Here is a 19,555-nt window from a genome sequence, read left to right as displayed (position 1 = left end):
CGCTACGCTGGCCCCAAATGACCGAATAGGCCACCATAGCGTCACCGCGCTGCAGAGACAAGTAACTCTCGTTTACTTGCCAACAAACCAAGCGCTTGGTAGGTTTCCTCTTTAATCTGCATAAAGCTCGGGAGAGCAGCATGAGTACACCGTCACTAAAAGGGAAAACCCTGTTCATCACTGGCGCCAGCCGCGGCATTGGCAAGGCTATCGGGGTGCGTGCCGCCCGCGACGGCGCCAACATCGTCCTGTTCGCCAAAACCACCGAACCCCACCCGAAACTACCCGGCACCCTGTATACCGCCGCTGACGAGATTCGCGAGGCCGGCGGCACACCGTTGATCTGCGTGGGAGACATTCGACACGAAGACCAGCTCCAGGCTGCCGTGGACAAGGCGGTTTCCACCTTTGGCGGCATTGATATCCTGGTCAACAATGCCAGCGCCATTGCCCTCACCGGCACCGAAGCCACCAGCATGAAGTCCTATGACCTGATGCATCAAATCAACAGCCGCGGCACCTTCCTCGCCAGCAAGCTGTGCCTGCCACACCTGCGCAAGGCGGAGAACCCCCACATTCTCAACCTGTCCCCGCCACTGAACATGACTCCACACTGGTTTGGCCGCCATGTGGCCTACACCATGGCCAAATACGGCATGAGCCTGTGCGTACTGGGGATGGCCGATGAATACCGGGGGAAAGTCGCTGTGAATGCGCTGTGGCCGAAAACCGTGATCAACACCGCCGCTGTGCAGAATCAGCTCGGCGGCGTACCGGCGGTGCAGGCAGCGCGCCAGCCCTCCATCATGGCCGATGCCGCCCACGCCATCCTGTCTCGCCCCATGGCCAGCGCCTCCGGGCAGTTTTTCATTGATGAAGAGATTCTGAGAGAAACCGGCACGACGGATTTCGGCCCGTATCGGGTCGACCCGGCACTGGAAGACAACCAGCTGCTACCGGACTTTTTCCTGGACTAAGCAGACCAGGCAACCGCACAGGGCGGGCTCGCGGCAGGGGTTACCAAAATTGTCACTTGCTGCCGCACCCCGCCGGCCACCCTGTACCCTTTTTCATAGCAAATTTTTAAGTCTTTGTTATGAAAAGAGAAAAGTAGCAACCCTCGACTGGCACAGTTCTCGCTTTATTGATCCCAAACCACAGGGAACAGTGCCATGAGCAAGATACTGACCTTACACAAACACCGCCCCGAAACGGCCCTGAAGAACCTGAACCGGCTCACCGGGCTGGATTTTCAGAGCTGGCCGGAATCGCTGATCGACAACGGCGACGCCACAGTGCGTGCGCAGGACAGCGAAGACACGGACAGGCGGCCGGCCGCACCGCAACGCGTCAGCCGACAAGGCTGACACAAGCATTCAGGCAACCGACTGTACGGAAAGCAGAATCAGTAGTTGGAAATCAACTTGTCGGAAGACTTCAGTGCCGCACCGCGTCGCTGCATGAACAGCTCCTCCACCACATGGGTCATGGCGGGGTCCGCCAGACGCAGGGAAATCTGCACCTGCTCCACCTCGGCACTCAACTTCAACCGAATGGACCCTGACAACAGGGCACTGCCCTCGCCGCCCACATCGGCCGTATCCACCAACACCGCCTTGTCATTCTTGTTATCGATATAGCGCACCAGCAGCTGCACCTTGCCCGGTGAACCAGCGATACGCACCCAGGACGCCACATTGAACTCGGCCTCCCATTGGCGGGCACGGGCCGGGCGGCCATCCGCCCAGATTCGGGAGGGCACCTTGGCGATAAACTTTTCAATCATGTCGCTCTCTCTAAGCCGGTACAGTCTTTTTTGCCAGTGTACGCATGAGACGAAATCCCGACCATGGTCGGTTTGGCGTACTGACTTTGATGGATATCACACCTTGGAACTTCACCGTCACTTTTCCCGTGTCCAATTGTTAGACACTTCCTCGCTGCTCTACCCGAAAGAATCCTTACTCTTTGTCCACGCAGCGCGACAAACGTTGCAGCGAAATTTTTTCTTTTTCACCGGACAACGTTAAGGAATGATCGAAATGGGCGAACTGAAAGATCTCCGCGAACAAAGCGAATCTCTGGTAAACCGTGCCAAGGAACTGGGCAACAAGCTCTACCTGGCAGGCTTGGGCGCCTATGAAAAGGCCGAAGAAGGCTCCGAAGAGCTGCTCAACAAATACGTCGAGAACGGCTCCAAAGCCTTTGGCGACGATGCCGAAAGCAAGCCCAAAGCCCTGCTGGCAAGCCGTGGCGCCCTGGTTGCCGCCCGCGAACTGCTCGACAGCGCTCCGGAAAAGCGTCAGGCCCTGTACGAGAAACTGCTGGAAGCCGGCAAGAAAGAGCGCGGCGAGAAAGCAGAAGAAACCAATGAATACCTGCTGGCCGGCCTGGGCGCTGTTGCCACGGCTCGCGAAGAAGGCGAGAAACTGTTCAACGAACTGGTTTCCACCGGCGAAAAACGCTCCTGATTCTGTTTTACCGTTAATGCTGTAAACCGTGTTGTTTTAATTCTGCTTACTCTCCTTTTGGGGCCCCGATTTGGGCCCCTTTTCTTTGCCTTCCCTCTCACAGGCGCCACCCGCCCCTTCTGTCACCATTTCACCTTGTGCACACGCCTCCCATGGCGCTAGCCTTGATGCAACTGTAGACATAACAAGAAAACCCGCGAGGTTTTACCCATGGCCGACGACCGTCGCCGAAAACGCCCCACTACCGCTACTGGCCGCTTGTTCCGCCTCACCGGCATGACCACCTCTATCGCAACCCGGGTGGCGGGCCACCAAGTCAAAGGACTTTTTCAGTCGGACCAGTCCAAAGCGGCGGACCGGGAAAAGCTGCTGCAACACATCGGCAAGGAAGTGGCAGCAACGCTTGGTGAGATGAAAGGCGCGGTCATGAAAGTCGGCCAGATTGCCTCCCAGATGCAGGACATCCTGCCTGCCGAAATCAGCGATCAACTGAAAGTCCTCCAGAATGCTTCCGCCCCCATGCCGTTCCATGTGATACGACGGCAACTGGAGCGTGAACTCGGCGCGCCGCTCAACGAATTATTCACCCGGTTCGATGAACAACCCTTTGCCGCGGCCTCCATTGGCCAGGTGCACTACGCGCTGACCCCGGACGGCGCCGAGGTGGTGGTAAAAGTGCAATACCCGGCAGTCAAGGAATCCATCGACTCGGACATGAAGCACCTGCGCCGCATTCTGCGCCTGGGCAGTTTGCTGAAAGTGGATGAAGCGGCACTGGATGCGGTATTCAGGGAAATTCGCAATCAGCTCCATGAGGAACTGGATTACCGGCAGGAAGCCAACAACCTGGAGCATTTTCAGGTCTTCCACCAGGATCAGCCCTGGCTGGTCATCCCCCGGGTTTTCCCGACCCTCTCCAGCGAGAAGGTGCTGACACTGAGTTACGAAACCGGCACCGCACTGGACCAGGTGGACGATGCGCACGGCTTCGACCAGAGCACCCGTAACCAGCTGGGTGAGCGACTCTTCGATGCCATCGGCCAGCAAATCTTTCAGTTACGTGCGGTCCATTGCGACCCTCACCCTGGCAACTTTGCCTTCCGCCCGGATGGCACCATCGTGATCTACGACTTTGGCGCGGTAAAGCGCCTGCCAGAGCAGGATGCCGAATTGCTGAAACGCCTGGTGCGCACCGCCATCAACAAGGAATGGGGGGCTCTGGACACCCTGCTGCTGGAGCTGGGTGCCCGCAAAAAAGATACCCGGGTCAGCGATGATTTTTATGCGGTCTGGATCGAGCTGTTACTGCGCGCCTTTGATGACGAGCCCTACGATTTCGGAGATTCACAGCTGCATACCGACATCATGCGTCAGGTGAAGCGCACTCCACTGGAGCAGATGCTCAAATTCCAGCCCTCCTCGCGCAGCCTGCTGGTCGAACGGGTCATCAGCGGGCATTACTGGACCATGATGAAACTCGGCGTGAACACCGCATTTCGCCCCAACCTGGAAAAAGCGATCAACGCAGCAGCCCCCGGAGACTGAAGCACGCCAACAGGCAGCCTCTGCCACCACCAAAAAACCCCTCACTGGGAGGGGCTTTTTGGTGTCCTTGTGTTGGCTACCGCAATCAGAACGCGGAACGCAGCCCCACGCTGATACCCGAAATCTCCTCTTCATCGGTATCCACATAGCGCATGTATTCAAGGTTGGCGCCAACGGTATCGGTGATATTGAAATCCAGGCCGGCACCATAAGACTCGTCTTCAAACGTTTCGGTATCGCTGTAGGAGTAGTCCACACCGGCTACCGTGCCATTGGCCGATACCTTGCCTTTCACCTTGGTATAACCGCCGATGACATACGGGCGGATTGTTTCGCCAATGGGCGCGCCGAGCTTCACGTAACCCCCGTACAGGTGGTCCATTTCGAAGTCCGCGATACCCTGAGAATCTTCATCAAACCCCAGGCCACCACGCGCTTCCAGCGCCAGAAAATCGGTAAACTCAAACCCGGCATTAACCGTGGCCGAGTCGATTTTCAGGGTGTCCGTATCGAATTCTTCATTGTCGTACTGGATCTGACTGTAGTTACCGCCAATGTAGGGACCGGCCGCAAACGCACCCGGGGCAGCAATCAGTGAACAGGACAATACCAGTGCATTACGCATAATGACTTTCATACAGGACTCCTTTTCCGTTAAGTCACCCATTTCGAGACGTTGTTTGTCGCACAGTTCCAGTGACTACGGTAAATTCTGTAAAATGAATCAGTAACACCAACTCCGTATCCACATAACAGTGATAACAGGATCGGGAATGACACAGGGATTCGTCATCTTCAGGCAGGGAATTGCCAGCCTTTTGCTGCTCGTGCTGGCCACGTCAGCCCACAGCTTGACCCTCACCAATAACCAGGACAGCTACCAGGCGTCTCTGGGCATGCAATGGCTCGCCGATAGCCAGCACGCCTATAGCCCGAAAATGGCTTTGCAGGCCTTTATCGATGGCGAAGGCGAAGAAATTCACGACAAGTACCCTTCACTGGGCTTTCGTGAAGGATTGCAGTGGTTCCTGGTACCGATCGACAACCAGAGCCAACAGGCCTTGTGGTTTGTCCGACTGGGACGCCCCCACCTGGACTATCTCGACCTCTACCTGTTCGACCGGCAAGGCACACGGCTGTGGCACAACCGCCTTGGCGATCGCGTTCCCTTCGACACCCGCACCTTTGCCCACAATCACCTGGTCTCCACCCTTGATCTGCCGGTGAATGCGCAACGTTATCTGCTGCTGCGTGCCCAGGGCGACAATGTCATTGAGCTGCCGATCTCGCTGATGTCGCCCATCGCCTTCAATCAGCAAGACACCCAGGTGTCCATTTTTCATGGGCTGTATTTCGGCGCCATGGTGGCCATCTTTCTGTTCAACCTGCTGATATTTGTCTCCATCCGGGACCGCAGTTACCTGCTTTATGTTCTCTATCTGGGCACGTTCACCCTGAACCTGTTCACCCGCGAAGGGCTGAGCTATCAGTGGCTCTGGCCCCAGGCCACGCTTTGGAACCATTACTCATTACCAATCCTGAACCTGCTCACGCTGGCATTTTCCATTCTGTTTACTTGCCAGTTTCTGGAGCTGAAAAAGCGCGCCCCCGCCATCAATCGCTGGCTGGTGGCCACCGCCAGCGTATTGGCGCTATTTGCACCGCTGACGCTGATAAATTTTCATTTTTTCATCCAGGCCAGCACTGCCGTTATCCTGCCCTGGCCGCTTATCGCCATCGCCCTGTCTATCTGGTTGATCCGGCAGGGCTACAGCCCCGCCCGCTATTTTCTGTTGGCATTTACCGCCGTGGCACTGGCCACCATGGCCTATATTTTGAAAACCTTTCAGCTTATCGATGGCGGCTGGATACTGGAAAACATCATGCAGCTGGGCACCTTTACAGAAGCACTGCTGTTATCGTTTGCGCTGGCACATCGCATGACCGTACTGAAAAGCGAGAATGCCCGCATTCAGCGCGAAGCCAACGAAGTACTGGAGCAACGCGTCACCGAACGCACCGGCGAGCTGAACGCTGCACTCAGTGCGCGCAGCGAATTTCTGGCCGTCATGAGCCACGAAATTCGCACGCCGCTAAACGGCATTATCGGCACCGTGGACATGCTCAAGGGCACCCCCCTGGATGATGAGCAACGCCACAACCTGAACGTGATTGAACAGTCCGGTAACAGCCTGCTGAACCTGATCAACGACATTCTCGATTATTCCCGCATCGAAGCGGGCAAAATGCCCATCGAGCAAACCAGCTTCAACCTGTTCAACCTGATCAATGAATCCCTGGCCCTGTTCCAGCACAAGGCCCACGTTCACTCCAACACCCTGACCCTGGAGATTGCTCCTCACGTGGGTGAACGCTGCCTTGGCGACCCGGTGCGGCTACGACAAATTCTGGTAAACCTGATCAGCAACGCGGTGAAATTCACCGACAACGGCACTATCACCGTGCGGGTGCAACGGGACCCGGACAACGCGGATTACGCCTTTTTTGAAGTGCATGACAGCGGTATCGGTATTTCCGAGGAACAACAACGCCGACTCTTCGATCACTTCCAACAAGGCGACAGTTCCACCAGCCGGCGTTACGGCGGCACCGGCCTCGGGCTTGCCATTTGCCGGCAACTGGTAGAAATCATGGGAGGAGAAATCGGTGTGGACAGCCAGCCCAAACAGGGCTCGCGCTTCTGGTTCCGGCTCCCCATTCCATCCACGGAACGCGCCGATACCTTTACCTCGGAACCCGTCGCAGACAGCCTGCCAGGCCTGTCCGGCGGCCGCCTGCTGATTGTGGACGACAACCACATCAACCTGATGGTGGCCGAAGGGCTGTGCCAAAAACTGGGCTACGAGACAGAAGTGGCGGAGAGCGGGCTGGAAGCGATCGCCGTCTTGATGTCCGCAGAACAGCCCTTCGACCTGGTACTAATGGATTGCGAAATGCCGGACATGGACGGCTTTGAAACCTCGCGGGCAGTGATCAAGCTGCAACAGGAAGGCCGCCTGCCCTGGGTGCCCATTATTGCCCTCACAGCCCACGCCATACCGGACAAGATCCATGCCTGTCACGATGCGGGCATGATCGGGCATCTGGCCAAACCGGTTAACCTGGCACGCCTGCAAACCACCTTGCGGCAAATCCTCCGTGACGGCGGAACACGACCGCCAAAAAACCATAACGGCTAATCCCCGGACTAATCCCTGGATAACGCCTAGTTCAGTCCCTTGAGCAACGAATCCACAATTCGCTCAAGATTATCCAGCGAGGCGCACTGGCGGGCCAGCCGGCAATGGGGCAGATAACGATCCATCACCGCATCGCCACTGTTCCAGCGAGAGCGGGCTTCCGGGTTCAGCCACCAGACCTGCTTTACCCGCCGACGAATCTGCTGCAACACCTCCGCGCCTTCCGGGAGATAGTTGTTGCGGGCATCGCCGAGAATGATAACCGTGGTGTGGCTATCCAGCTCCCGCTCGCAACGGCGCCAGAAATCCGCAAACATTTCGCCGTAATCGGTACCACTACCGGAAAGCCGATCCAGCACCCGCCCCACCGCCACGTCAGGACTGTAGCGCTGAAAATCCTCGCTGATTTCATCAAACCGCGATGCGAACGCAAAGCTGCGCACCCGTGGCAGCACATCGTTCATGGCGTAGAGAAACTGGAGCAGGAAACGGGCGGCATCACTCACCGAACTGGAAACATCACAAATCACCATCACCCGGCTTTTCTGCACGGGCCGCTGGCGCCAGTGCAATCGGGCGGGAACCCCGTCGTGACGAATACTGGCCACCAGGGTCCGCCGGGCATCCAGCATGCCGCGACGACTTTTTTTCATGCGCCGCTGGTGGAGGCTGGCCAGGCGCCGAGCCATGCGACGCACCAGGGTTTTCACTTCCTGGAATTCACGCAAATGGCGGAACGGCACAGCACGCATGGTCTGTTCCCGCAACGCCCGGCCCTTGCCGGCACCGTGCAGCAGAAACTGGCGACGCACATGGCCGGCAGCCTGTTCGCGCACCTCTCGCCGCCACTGGCGCAACATCTCTGCCCGCGCCTGGCCGGGCGCATCGCCCTGGTCCAGCTGCAGAATGCGATCATCCACCGCGCCCATGCCCATGTTCATCAGCAAACGACGGGTGTACAGGCCCTGCTGGGTAATCACCTCCATCTGGGTAAAATCCATTTGTGCCGCGGCCTCGGCCAGCCGCTGGTCCAGCTCGGCAGGGGTTTGTGTCGTCAGATCGGCAGCATCGCTCTCTACGCCGTCCCCCGCCAGCCCCTCATCCCCCTCGCCCGCATCCCCTACAGGAGCCGGCATGGCGCTGTCTTGCGGTGCGGCCGACGCCACGCCGGACGTCACCGCAAAGAAACGCGCGAAGGTTTCCTCAAACGCAGGGCGATCGTCTTCGCGCTTCACCAGCGTCATCGCCAACGCATCATGGAAACGTTGCCGCCCTTGATAGCCCACCAGCGCCGCCGCATCCATGCCTTGGGTGGCCTCATCCGGCGATATCCGCAAGCCCGCCCCCCGCAGCGCCTGCACAAATTCTGAAAGGCGACGGACCGGCATCAGCGTTTGCCCAGTTTGCGCAACCAGGCAGGCAACAATTCCCGCGCCAAAGTCACGTCCTGCTCGGTCTTCAAAACCAGATTGAGCGTATCCGCTACCTGCTCCTGCTCCAGCGAATCCGCATGCAACAACACCAGAGCCCGGGCCCAGTCCAGGGTTTCGGAAATGGCCGGCAATTTTTTCATGTCCTGCTCGCGCAGGTACTGGATAAACGCCACCAACTGCTCACGCAATCGGGCATCCAGATCCGGCACTCGCGCCGCCACGATCTGTACTTCCAGCTCGGCTTCGGGATAGGGAATATACAGGTGCAAACAGCGGCGCTTGAGCGCATCGGACAACTCACGCTGGTCGTTACTGGTCAACAACACCAGAGGCTGATGGCGCGCCTTGACGGTGCCCAACTCGGGAATGGAAATCTGGAAATCCGACAATAACTCCAGCAGAAACGCCTCGAACTCCTGGTCAGCCTTGTCGATCTCATCGATCAACAGTACCGCAGGTTCCTCACTGCGTAGCGCATGCAACAGGGGGCGCGGCTCCAGGAAAGTTTCACTGTAGAAAGCCTCACCCAGGTCGCCCAGGCGATCCATGCTGGCTTCCAGGCTATCCGTATCGGCCAGCATGCCACCGAGCTTGTCGCGCAGCAGTTGCGTATACAGCAACTGCTTGCCGTACTTCCATTCGTATAGCGCCCGGCTTTCATCCAGCCCTTCATAGCACTGCAAGCGGATCAGCGGCGCCTCCAGAAAGGCGGCGGCCGCTTTTGCCAGCTCGGTTTTGCCCACTCCCGGCGGGCCTTCCACCAGCACCGGCTTGTGTAACTGCGCCGCCAGGTACACCGCCAGCGCAATACGCTCGCTGCAAATGTAGCCCTGCTCGGAGAAGCTGCGAATAATGTCTTCGACAGAGTCGATACGGGTTTTCATGGGCACTCCTGCACAACCTTGCCAAGGCACAGCGAAAGCCGGACCTTGCCTGAGCCAGACAGAGTAACGCAGAGCACGACGGGAGACACTGGCCAACCACGACACAACACCGACCGGAAACGGCGGCATGGCAAAAATCAGCGAAGAAGAATCAATAGACGGGCACGGAACGGCTCGTCCGGGGCATCAATGCAGAATGATGTTATCCGCCAGCACCACAGGGGCGATCTCGCTGACATCCTCGACAATGGGATCGCCATCCATGCTGGACACATCAAAGCGAGCCGAGGTGACATCGCCATCGATCATGTCGGGAATGGCATCGAGAAAGGCGTCCACATGTTCAGAGCCAAAATGGATTTCCAGCGCATCCAGGTTCGACCACTGCTGCCACACCATGATTACCCTGGGCGCATCCGCCTGCAGATAGACCTCGTAGGCCAGACACCCTCGCTCCCCCCGCGACGCACTGGCAAGCGCCTGCACCAGCTCCAACGCATGGGGCTGTTCGTCTTCTTTCACGGGGAAGGAGCCTTTCACTATGATCATTGAGGGTCACTACGCTGGGAAAACGAGCATTGTAGCACAATCGCGCTGCGACTGCCGGCCCTCCCTGCCTTCAGCGCGTGGACCCGGCGGCTACACGCTATCGCAAAACTGCACTGAATCGGAGACAGGCACCCGATCCACGCGGGCCTTGTTCGCCGCGACATCCGGGTCCTCGTACCCAAAGCTGATCCCCAACACGATGGCCGTGCTGGACGGAATTCCCAGCATTTCCCGCACATCGTCGGGATAATAACGCATGCTGCCCTGGGCGCAGGCGCCCAACCCATAGGCACTCATGGACAGCAGCAATGACTGTACATACATGCCCACATCCAGGCCCACGGTGACACCGAAATCCCGCTCCATGCCGATAAACGCCACATGGGGTGCATCAAACAACTCGAAATTACGCAGCTCTGCACGCTGGCGACCAGGGCGGTCTTCGCGGGCAATGCCCATGCTGCCGTACAGCGCCATGGCGCAATCCACCTGGCGCTCGCGGTACACCCCCTCGAACCGGGGCAGGCTGTCGTAATCCGGAGCAAAAGGGACGCCCTGGGTCACCTTCTCCACCATGCGCTCGCGCAGCGCATCGCGCACGGCACCGGACGCCACCCACACTTTCCAGGGCTGGATATTGCAGTTGGAGGGAGAGCGCTGGGCGAGTGAGAATACCGCGTCCAACACCTCTTTGGGCACCGGCTTGTCGGTAAAGCCGCGTACCGAGCGGCGCTGGATCATGGCATCAGCCAGGGAAATATCGTGGGCGGTCATCAGGGGCTCCTGTCAAAACTCGCTCCGAGTCTACCGGGGCAAGAGGACAGACACGATGACCGTAGCGATCAGGCCGCTTGTTCGGACGCGTCACGCATGGCCTGGCAGATCTGGTCGATCACCGGTGCCGCCAATTCCATGCGGCCGTCGCAGCCATCTACCCCAAAGCGCCGGGCACAGTCAGGGCAAAGCACGTTGAACACCAGTTCATCACCGTGATTGCGGGCCGGCAGCACCGCCCACTTATCAAGCCGGGCCTGCTGACCGATGCGGTGGTAATAATCCAGATTCACCTCACCACCGGGTTCAAAATCAAAGGTGGCAGGACAACGGCTGCAATTGAGCCACATGTCATACAGCGCAGCGGCGTCGTATGGGTCCTTGGGATCGAAAGACATCGCCACCTCCTGTGGCAATCGGCGGCAACGTTGCGGTATTAACGTTGCTGAGTTCGCGACCCTTTTTAGTGCATTTTGCGGCATAAACCCACGAATCACGTCACAAACCGCCATTTCATAGCCGATTACCTACGGCCATCTGCCTGCCGCCCAATGCCATCATTTCCAGCTGCAGGCAGGCATGATCGGCCAGCACACGGCGCGCAGCAGGGCTGCTGTCGAGCATGGAAATGCCGGCGCCGAACATGATCGCGATGGCCGCTTGCGCTTCCTGTTCCGCTGGCACCTGGGCACGCCCCTGGCTGGCCACCGCCTGGCGCACGTCTTCGGCCAGCTCGTCCACCAGCAACTGTAATTCGCGCTGAATTCTCAACCGGTAGCGATCATGGCTGCCCAGACGCTGCTGCACCAGCAGGCGAAAATCATTGCCGTTCTCCGCAATGTAACGGGAAAACCGTCCGACCAGCTCCTGCACTGCCTGGGCCGCACCGATCTCGATCATGCTGCGCCGCTCGTATTCCATGGCAGAGCGCAGCCGAAAACAGCAGGAGTCGATCAGCGCCAGCCCCAGCGCTTCCATATCCGGAAAATGGTTATACAGGGAGGTGGCAGCCAGACTGGATTCCCGGGCCACTTCACGCAGCCCCAGGCTGTCCAGGCCCCGCCCGCCCGCCATCAAATTTCGGGCGGATTCCAGAATCCGCTCCCGGGTTTGCCGTTTCTGGCGCTGCCGCGCTGTTTCAGCCATAACAGTATCACTAACGAATGTTAGTTAAATATTCCCATAAACGGCAGCACCTGCGCAACAGCACGGCGGTTACAAAACAATCTTTGACAAACACTTGTTAGCTGGAAGAGAATTCACCTTACAGATGTAAGGCCGAAGATTTGGCACACGGCCTGATCACGGCGCATGATCAGACAGCGCTACAACATAACCTGCCTGCCCGAGCAGGCAGCAAGGAAGCACAAGGGGAAAGCAATGAACTATTTCGTTACCGGTGCCACCGGGTTTATCGGCCGTTTTCTGGTTGGCCGTCTGCTGAAACGCGACGATACCCGCGTTTTTGCCCTGGTCCGCTGCGGCTCCGAGTACAAGCTGGATGCCCTGCGCAATCGGCTTGGTGTGGATGCCGACCGGCTGGTCGCCATTCATGGCGACATCAACGAAAAACTGCTGGGCGTGAGCAAGCGTGACCAGGATGATCTGAACGGACAGATCGATCACTTTTTCCATCTGGCCGCCATTTATGACCTGACCGCCGATGAAAACACCCAGCGCTACACCAACATCGAAGGCACGCGGCAAACGCTGAAACTGGCTGAAAAAATTCAAGCCGGCCGTTTTCATCATGTCTCCTCCATCGCGGCCGCCGGCCTTTACGACGGCACCTTTACCGAAGACATGTTCGAGGAAGCCACCGGGCTGGATGACGCCTACCTGCTGACCAAGCACGAATCCGAAGCACTGGTACGCCAGGAAAGCAAAATCCCCTGGCGCATCTACCGCCCGGCCATGGTCGTCGGTCACTCCGAAACCGGCGCCATGGACAAGGTGGACGGCCCCTATTACCTGTTCAAATTCATCCAGAAACTGAAAGACGTGCTGCCCAACTGGATCCCCCTGATCGGCGTGGAAGGCGGGCACTTCAACGTGGTGCCGGTGGATTTCGTGGCGGACGCCCTGGACCACATTGCTCACCAGCCTGACCACGACGGCCAATGCTTCCACCTCACTGCGGACCGCAGCTACAGCCTTGGGGAGATCATGGACATCGTCGCCGGCGCCGCCCAGGCGCCGCGCATGGCCTTGAAGCTGGAAAACCGCCTGTTCGATGTGGTCCCCGGTTTCGTGCGCAAGGGCGTCAGCGCCCTGACCCCCAACCTGCTGCTCAATGCCGCACTGGACAACCTGGACATCCCGCCCTCGGCCATGAAGTTCCTCACCTTCCCCACCGAGTATGACAACAGCCGCGCCAAAGCGGCCCTGGAAGGCACCGGCATCGCGGCACCGGGGCTGGAAAGCTATATCCAGCAACTGTGGGATTTCTGGGAAAACCATCTGGACCCGGACCGCGGCGAGCGCAAGGATGAACTGCAACCGCTACCCACCCTGCCCGAACGGGTGGAAGGCAAGGTCGTCATGGTCACCGGTGCCACCTCCGGTATCGGCAAGGCCAGCGCGCTGAAGCTGGCTCGCGCCGGCGCCACCGTCCTGGTGATCGCCCGTACCGCCGAAAAACTGGAAGAAACCCTGCATGAGATTGACCAGCTGGGCGGTACCGCACAGGCCTACAGCTGTGATGTCTCCGATCTGACCGACGTGGACAATTTAATCCAGCAGGTCCTCGCCGATCATGGCCATGTGGATATTCTGGTGAACAACGCCGGGCGCTCCATTCGCCGTTCCGTGGTCCATGCGTTTGACCGTTTCCACGATTACGAACGCACCATGCAGCTCAATTACTTCGGCGCCCTGCGACTGATCATGCAGTTGATGCCCAGCATGATCGAGAATGGCAGCGGCCATGTGATCAACATTTCCAGCATTGGCGTGCTCACCAATGCGCCCCGCTTTTCCGCCTATGTGGCATCCAAAGCGGCACTGGATGCTTTCACCCGCTGCGCTTCCAGCGAGCTGGCCCACGAGGGAATCCGCTTTACCACTATCAACATGCCGCTGGTGCGCACACCGATGATCGCGCCCACCAAGATCTACAACCACGTGCCGACCATCAGCCCCACCCAGGCAGCGGACATGATCTGCGACGCCATTGTGCGCCAGCCAAAACGCATCGCCACCAACCTGGGCGTCATGGGGCAGGTGATGCACTTCATCACCCCCCGGGTCACCGAGACCATCATGAATACGGGCTACAAGCTGTTCTCGGATTCCTCTGCCGCCCTGGGAGGCAAGGAAGGCACGCCGAAGAAGATCCGCCGCGAACAGGCCGCTTTCTCGCGGTTGTTCAAAGGGATCCATTGGTAAAGGGAGACGCTTCACGCGACACGCACCATGCATCAAGGGCATGTCGTGTGAAGCCGGCAGACGCAAACAAAAAAAAGGCCCCGTTTCCGGGGCCTAATTGTTTCCGGAGACAACCGGAAGCATACGCAGCGGGATCAAATCCCACGGCTATCCTCTCTCCTCACCGCCTCTCCCGCCTTGATCGACATCAAGGTTTTTGTCCGTAGCCACAATCAATCCCTGTCAGCGAAGACAAGCACGCATTTCCGTGCTGACTACACTGAAGCCATGGGACAACTCACACTACGCCAACACCCCACCGCCATCGCCCTGTGCCGCGCCCTGTTCCCGGCCGGGAAGACGTTACCGGCGGCAGATACCGACGCCCTGCTCGGCAAGATGGATGCGCAACTGACCGGCCACCCGGCCCTGCAACGCAGCCTGAAAACCGGCTTGCTGTGGCTGGACAACCGCCACCGATTGGTGCGGGGCTACGCCTTCCATCGAGCCAGCCCGGCCCGCCAGGCCCGCTTTCTCGACAAACTGGCCACCACGACGGTGTCCGGCAAACTGCTGCGCCTGCTGGCCCTGCCCTTCAAGGCCGCCTATGTGCTGGATGATCAGGTAGAGCAGGCCACCGGTTGCCGGGAACCGGTGCAGCTGCCCGCCCAGATCGAAACCTTCCGCTGGCAACAGCAGATCACCGCCGCCCGGGACTGTGAAGAAGACCTGACACTGGAAGCGGATGTAGTGATCCTGGGCAGCGGTGCCGGCGGTGCCGCAGCGGCCTACGAACTGGCCTGCCGTGGCCTGGCCGTGGTGATCATCGAGGAAGGCCAGTACTACGACCGCAGCCACTTCAACGGCAAACTCACCGAGGTGATCCCCAAGCTCTACCGCAGCTGGGGGGCGACCGTGGCCACCGGCAACGCCATCATTCCGGTGCCGGTGGGCTGCAATGTGGGCGGCACCACCACCATCAATTCCGGCACCTGCATGCGCACGCCGCCGTCGGTACTGGCACGCTGGCGGGAGCAGGGGCTGCATGATTTCACCGAACAGAATCTGGCCCCCTGGTTCGAGGGCGTGGAACGCATGCTCTGTGTACAGCAAGCGACGCCGGAGACCGTCGGCCCCATTGGCCACATCATCGACCAGGGCGCTGCTGCCAACGGTTTTTTGCAACGCCAGCCACTGATGCGCAATGCAACGGGCTGTGACGGCCAGGGGCTCTGCCAGTTCGGCTGCCCCACGGACGCCAAGCAATCCACCAACGTCAGCTACATCCCTCGGGCCCTGGAACGGGGCGCCTTTCTGTTCAGCGGTTTCCGCGCCGAACGACTGCACCGCCACGGCAACCGCATTACCGGCGTCACCGCCCGCGGCACCAATGCCGCCGGGCGCCCGGTAACCCTGCGACTCACCAGCCAGCGCACCATTGTTGCCATGGGCAGCTTGTTCACGCCCCTGTTCCTGCAGCAACAAGGCGTGCGCAATCGTCATCTGGGTCGCCATCTGACCCTGCACCCGGCAGGGGTAGTCAATGCTCTCTTTGCGCAACAGGACCTGGGCAACGGTCGCAGCATTCCCCAGGGCTACGGGGTATCGGACTGGGAAGAACAGGGCCTGATGTTCGAGGGCGGCACCATTCCGCTGGCCGGGCACAGCCTGCTCAATCCCCTGGTCGGGCGGGACTGGGTGCGTTTCACCGAAGACTATCCGCACACCGCCTACTTCGGCTTCATGATCCGCGATACCAGCGAAGGGCGGGTACGCCGGGGGCCACATCGGGGGTTACCGCTGATCCGCTACCACCTGAACCGGCAGGACTTTGCGTTGTTCAAACGCGGCATTCACACCCTGGCCTGCTGGTATCTGGATGCCGGCGCCAAACAAGTGCTGATCCCCGGCCTCAACCGCATTGCGCGAATCCACAACCGCACCGAACTGGAACGCTTTCTGCGCTCGCCACTGAAACCCACGGACTTCCTGATCAGCGCCTATCATCCGCTGGGCACCGCCCGTATTGCCGCCTCCCCTCATGAGGGCGTCTGCGACAGCCATCATCGGGTATTCGGTCATCCGGGGCTGTATGTCATGGATGGCGCCAGCGTGCCCACCAGCCTGGGCGCCAATCCCCAGGTCACCATCATGGCCATGGCCAGCCGGGCCGCCGACACCCTGGCCCGGGAACTGCTCGACGATATGGATTCCACCCACACACGACCACAAGGAGAATGCGCATGACCCTGGGCCTGTTACTCAAGGAACGCATGAGCGGCTGGCTGCAACTGGACAGTCAGGGCCGCCAGCAACCCTTTGCCTTCCAGATCCGCGCCTTTACCACTCGCATCTTCAGCATCAGTGCCCCCCGTTACTTTCGCGGCACCGTCAATCTGGACGGACAAGACTTTCCCTGCGAAGGAGAACTGACCATCCACCTGAACGGTCCCCATTACTGGCTGACCTTCAGCCACCCGGAGCTGGGCCAGCTACGCGTGGAGGGCAAGAAACAATACGGGCGTAACGGCCTGCTGGCCTCGCTGATTACCTGCCCGATGACGGTCTACCGAACCCGGCAGCCATCGGCCAGGCGGAAGTGGCCTACCGGGAAAGCATGCTGGCCTTTCCCTTCACCGCCCTGCGCCTGGTGGACGAACAACAGGCTTACCAGCAAGATCATGGCGTCGGTTCGTCCCGCGGATGATCCAGACCAGGGAGCCCTTCATGATTCCTTACTACGGCCTGCAGGCACCGGCCAAAGGCGGTCACTACGAGTCCTGGTTTGTGCGTGCCAATCACCCGCACAAACCCCAGGCAATCTGGATTCGCTACACCCTGTTCCGCGCCCGTGATCAGCGCCCGGCCCTGGGTGAAGTGTGGGCGGTATGGAGTGACGGCGCCCGGCAGCAGACCCATGCATTCAAGGAAGAGTTTCCTCTGGAGCAGTGCCACTTCAGCACCACACAGATGCAGGTGAGTGCCGGTGGCAACCACCTGCAACCCGGCGCCCTGCAGGGCCAGCTGACCCGGGGCAACGACCAACTGAGCTGGGATCTGCACTACGATGACGGCGAGGCGCCATTGCTGTTTCTACCGGAGAACTTTTACCAACGCTCCCTGCCCAAGGCCAAATCCCTGGTCAGCCGCCCCCATATTCGTCTCAGTGGCACCCTGACCCTGAACGGCGAGCCCCTGGTGCTGGACCGGTGGCCCGGCAGCGAGAACCATAACTGGGGGAGCCAGCATACCGACCGTTATGCCTGGGGCCAGGTGGTGGGCTTCGACAATGCGCCGGACGCCTTTCTGGAATGCGCCACCGCCCAGGTGAAAGTGGGCCCCCTGTACAGCCCGCCATTGTCCATTGCCGCCCTGCGGCTGGACGGGGAAACCCTGCTGTTCAACAGTCTGCCCCGGGCGCTGCGGGCCAACGCCGGCTACCGCCCCTTCCAGTGGACCCTGCAAACCGGTAACGGCGATGCCCGGTTGAGCATCAGCATGGCCACCGTGGCAGACCGGGTGGCCGCTCTCACCTACTACAATCCGCCCGGCGGCAACAAGATCTGCCTGAACAGCAAACTGGCCCAGGTCACCACCACCCTGTCGCGACGGGGCAAACCGGAGCGGGTATTGCACAGCGCCCACGGCGGCGCGTTCGAAATTCTCACTGACCAGTTGCCGGCGGAGGTGGAGCTGCAGGTATAGGGACGAGTTTCGAGGGGCGAGTTGCGAGTAGCGAAAACATTAACAGCCCAAACCCCGAAAGGGTTTTGCCTCTGGAAACTCGCTTCTCGCAACTCGTTATTCGCCGCTGATGCTACCTCCCTGCGCCGCCAGCACCCTCTCCAGGGATGGCGGCGAATAATCCGGGCCCTTTAGCACCTTGCCCCGCGCGTCCTTCACCGGCTTGCCATCGGCGCCCAGCTTGCTCATGTTGCTGCGATGCACTTCTTCGCAGCAGGCATTCAGGTCGATACCAAAGGTGTGCCCGGCGCCGTAGGTGACATAGTTGATATCGGTGAGCGCATCCGCCACCTCCACCAGATCCACCCGAAAACCACCCAGCGTTTCCAGCTGCTCGCGGGCCTGGGCCAGCGTGGCGAGAAACGCCTGCTGACTATCGTTGGCCTCCTGGCAGGTCGCTTCGGCCAGCTCGTGAAACTCCTCCAGTAACAGGGCCAGCCGCAGACGCACGGTGGCATCGTCTGGCACCATCGGTGTCGGTTCCACTGGCAAGGAAAAGGCCCGATGGAACGCTCCCACCTTGTCAAAATTGCTGACGCTATTCCCCATCGACCTGAATCTCCTCCAGGAACGCCAGGATTTCCCGGTTCACTTCGGCCGCCTGCTCCATCTGGATCCAGTGACCGCACTGATCCAGCATCACGGTACGCAGGTCCGGAATATAATCCGGCATGCGCTGCAGCGCTTTCTGGCCAAACATGATGACCGGGTCCTGCAAACCACCGATAAACAAGGTCGGCATGGTGATCTGCCAGTTGCTGTCGTCACGGCTTTCTTGCCAGGACGCATCCATGGCACGGTACCAGTTGATTGGCCCGGTAAAGCCACTGTGCTCAAAACGTTCCACGTAATAAGCCAGATCCTCCTCGCGCATCCAGCGCGGCTGGGTCTCCGGCACCGGCATGGATTGAAGGAAACCGGTGTCATCCGGCTTCACATTGAAATCTGCAATGCCATCCGCCGACAAGCCATGGAAGATGCATCGCAAGCTATGCGCCACATCAGCTTCCAGCTCCTGCTCCGGCAAGGCCGGCTGCTGGAAGTAGAGCATGTAGAAAAAACGGTCTTCAAACAGTTTGCGCATGGCGGCGGTGGGCGGCTCCGGAGCCGGCCCACCATAGGGCACCGACATACCAATCACGGCTTTGATAGCTTGCGGATATTGCCGTGCGACCTGCCAGGCCAGACCGCATCCCCAGTCATGCCCCATCAAGATAGCGCTTTCATACCCCAGCGCCTGAATCAGCGCCATCACATCCTCGACCAGCAAACTCTGCCGGTAGGCATCCACCTCTTTGGGGCCACCGGTAAAGCCATACCCCCGCAGATCCGGAGCCACCGCGTAATAACCGGACTGGGCCAACACCGGTAATTGGTACCGCCAGGACGCCCAGCATTCGGGGAACCCATGCAGGCACAGTACCAGCGGGGCGCCAGCTTCACCGGCCTCCGCCACAAAGAAATCCAGCCCATTCGCGGGGACCTGCCGCTCTCGCGTAAACGCCATACTCATATCCTAATTCAGGGCCGGGCAACAAACAGTCAGACGGCTACTTACCCGGCACGACGAAAATGCTATTGTTGGCATA

Annotated in this window: 19 protein-coding genes; 8 read left to right on the top strand and 11 right to left on the bottom strand. The window is 59.5% G+C overall.

From position 1 onward, the window contains the following. The first annotated feature begins 140 nt into the window (after positions 1-140). Together ADG881_RS13835 and ADG881_RS13830 are read left to right on the top strand one after the other, a co-directional pair. Positions 141-977, top strand: coding sequence for an NAD(P)-dependent oxidoreductase (locus ADG881_RS13835; protein ID WP_007149169.1), 837 nt, complete (start codon positions 141-143; stop codon positions 975-977). Between the two features lie 195 nt (positions 978-1,172). After that, positions 1,173-1,367, top strand: coding sequence for a hypothetical protein (locus ADG881_RS13830; protein WP_007149915.1), 195 nt, complete (start codon positions 1,173-1,175; stop codon positions 1,365-1,367). 38 nt (positions 1,368-1,405) lie between these two features. Here ADG881_RS13830 and ADG881_RS13825 read toward each other — a convergent pair whose 3' ends face one another. Beyond that, complete coding sequence (locus ADG881_RS13825) at positions 1,406-1,786, bottom strand: hypothetical protein (RefSeq protein ID WP_007148508.1); 381 nt, start codon at positions 1,784-1,786, stop codon at positions 1,406-1,408. A 256-nt stretch (positions 1,787-2,042) separates the two neighbouring features. Between ADG881_RS13825 and ADG881_RS13820 the strand changes: the two genes are divergently transcribed. Both ADG881_RS13820 and ADG881_RS13815 read left to right on the top strand, forming a co-directional pair. Further along, entirely contained in the window at positions 2,043-2,471 is a 429-nt protein-coding gene (locus ADG881_RS13820) for a phasin family protein (protein ID WP_039926830.1), read from the top strand. 210 nt (positions 2,472-2,681) lie between these two features. After that, entirely contained in the window at positions 2,682-4,016 is a 1,335-nt protein-coding gene (locus ADG881_RS13815; protein ID WP_007149835.1) for an AarF/ABC1/UbiB kinase family protein, read from the top strand. An 85-nt stretch (positions 4,017-4,101) separates the two neighbouring features. Here the strand turns inward: ADG881_RS13815 and ADG881_RS13810 are convergent, their stop codons facing one another. Further along, positions 4,102-4,653, bottom strand: coding sequence for a porin family protein (locus ADG881_RS13810; protein ID WP_007150559.1), 552 nt, complete (start codon positions 4,651-4,653; stop codon positions 4,102-4,104). Between the two features lie 136 nt (positions 4,654-4,789). Between ADG881_RS13810 and ADG881_RS13805 the strand changes: the two genes are divergently transcribed. Then, positions 4,790-7,216 carry a hybrid sensor histidine kinase/response regulator gene (locus ADG881_RS13805; protein ID WP_050760168.1) on the top strand — a complete coding sequence of 809 codons (2,427 nt, stop codon included), beginning with the start codon at positions 4,790-4,792 and terminating at the stop codon, positions 7,214-7,216. 26 nt (positions 7,217-7,242) lie between these two features. Here the strand turns inward: ADG881_RS13805 and ADG881_RS13800 are convergent, their stop codons facing one another. From ADG881_RS13800 to ADG881_RS13775, 6 genes are all read right to left on the bottom strand, one after another. Further along, on the bottom strand, positions 7,243-8,604 hold the full coding sequence (locus ADG881_RS13800; RefSeq protein ID WP_007151286.1) for a VWA domain-containing protein: 1,362 nt from the start codon (positions 8,602-8,604) through the stop codon (positions 7,243-7,245). Next, positions 8,604-9,533, bottom strand: coding sequence for a MoxR family ATPase (locus tag ADG881_RS13795; RefSeq protein ID WP_007148627.1), 930 nt, complete (start codon positions 9,531-9,533; stop codon positions 8,604-8,606). The genes ADG881_RS13800 and ADG881_RS13795 overlap by 1 nt, the downstream gene beginning before the upstream one ends. 186 nt (positions 9,534-9,719) lie before the next feature. Then, entirely contained in the window at positions 9,720-10,082 is a 363-nt protein-coding gene (locus tag ADG881_RS13790; protein ID WP_007150411.1) for a putative quinol monooxygenase, read from the bottom strand. A gap of 90 nt (positions 10,083-10,172) precedes the next feature. Next, positions 10,173-10,856: a nitroreductase gene (locus tag ADG881_RS13785; RefSeq protein WP_007151480.1), complete on the bottom strand. Its 684-nt coding sequence runs from the start codon at positions 10,854-10,856 to the stop codon at positions 10,173-10,175. A 68-nt stretch (positions 10,857-10,924) separates the two neighbouring features. Beyond that, complete coding sequence (locus tag ADG881_RS13780) at positions 10,925-11,254, bottom strand: hypothetical protein (protein WP_007150910.1); 330 nt, start codon at positions 11,252-11,254, stop codon at positions 10,925-10,927. 115 nt (positions 11,255-11,369) lie between these two features. Further along, positions 11,370-12,002 (bottom strand): TetR family transcriptional regulator, encoded by a 633-nt coding sequence (locus ADG881_RS13775; protein ID WP_007151503.1) that lies wholly within the window; start codon positions 12,000-12,002, stop codon positions 11,370-11,372. A 234-nt stretch (positions 12,003-12,236) separates the two neighbouring features. On the opposite strand from ADG881_RS13775, the gene ADG881_RS13770 reads away from it, so the two are divergent. Both ADG881_RS13770 and ADG881_RS13765 read left to right on the top strand, forming a co-directional pair. Further along, a complete protein-coding gene (locus ADG881_RS13770; RefSeq protein WP_039926827.1) occupies positions 12,237-14,243 on the top strand; it encodes an SDR family oxidoreductase in 2,007 nt (668 codons plus the stop codon). A 267-nt stretch (positions 14,244-14,510) separates the two neighbouring features. Then, positions 14,511-16,469, top strand: a complete 1,959-nt coding sequence (locus ADG881_RS13765) for a GMC family oxidoreductase (protein WP_156790424.1) — start codon at positions 14,511-14,513, stop codon at positions 16,467-16,469. 11 nt (positions 16,470-16,480) lie between these two features. On the opposite strand, the gene ADG881_RS17610 is transcribed toward ADG881_RS13765, so the two are convergent. Further along, complete coding sequence (locus ADG881_RS17610; protein ID WP_039926818.1) at positions 16,481-16,678, bottom strand: hypothetical protein; 198 nt, start codon at positions 16,676-16,678, stop codon at positions 16,481-16,483. Positions 16,679-16,949: 271 nt separating this feature from the next. Here ADG881_RS17610 and ADG881_RS13755 point away from each other — a divergent pair, with 271 nt between their 5' ends. Then, on the top strand, positions 16,950-17,927 hold the full coding sequence (locus ADG881_RS13755) for a hypothetical protein (RefSeq protein ID WP_007148795.1): 978 nt from the start codon (positions 16,950-16,952) through the stop codon (positions 17,925-17,927). Positions 17,928-18,023: 96 nt separating this feature from the next. On the opposite strand, the gene ADG881_RS13750 is transcribed toward ADG881_RS13755, so the two are convergent. Next, on the bottom strand, positions 18,024-18,515 hold the full coding sequence (locus ADG881_RS13750; protein WP_039926817.1) for a nucleoside triphosphate pyrophosphohydrolase family protein: 492 nt from the start codon (positions 18,513-18,515) through the stop codon (positions 18,024-18,026). Continuing rightward, complete coding sequence (locus ADG881_RS13745) at positions 18,505-19,473, bottom strand: alpha/beta fold hydrolase (RefSeq protein ID WP_039926814.1); 969 nt, start codon at positions 19,471-19,473, stop codon at positions 18,505-18,507. Before ADG881_RS13745 ends, ADG881_RS13750 begins: the two co-directional genes overlap by 11 nt. Between the last annotated feature and the right edge of the window lie 82 nt (positions 19,474-19,555).

The sequence above is a fragment of the Alcanivorax sp. DG881 genome (genome assembly GCF_000155615.1).
Classification (GTDB): Bacteria; Pseudomonadota; Gammaproteobacteria; order Pseudomonadales; family Alcanivoracaceae; genus Alcanivorax.
This window is presented reverse-complemented; position numbering and strand designations above follow the sequence as displayed.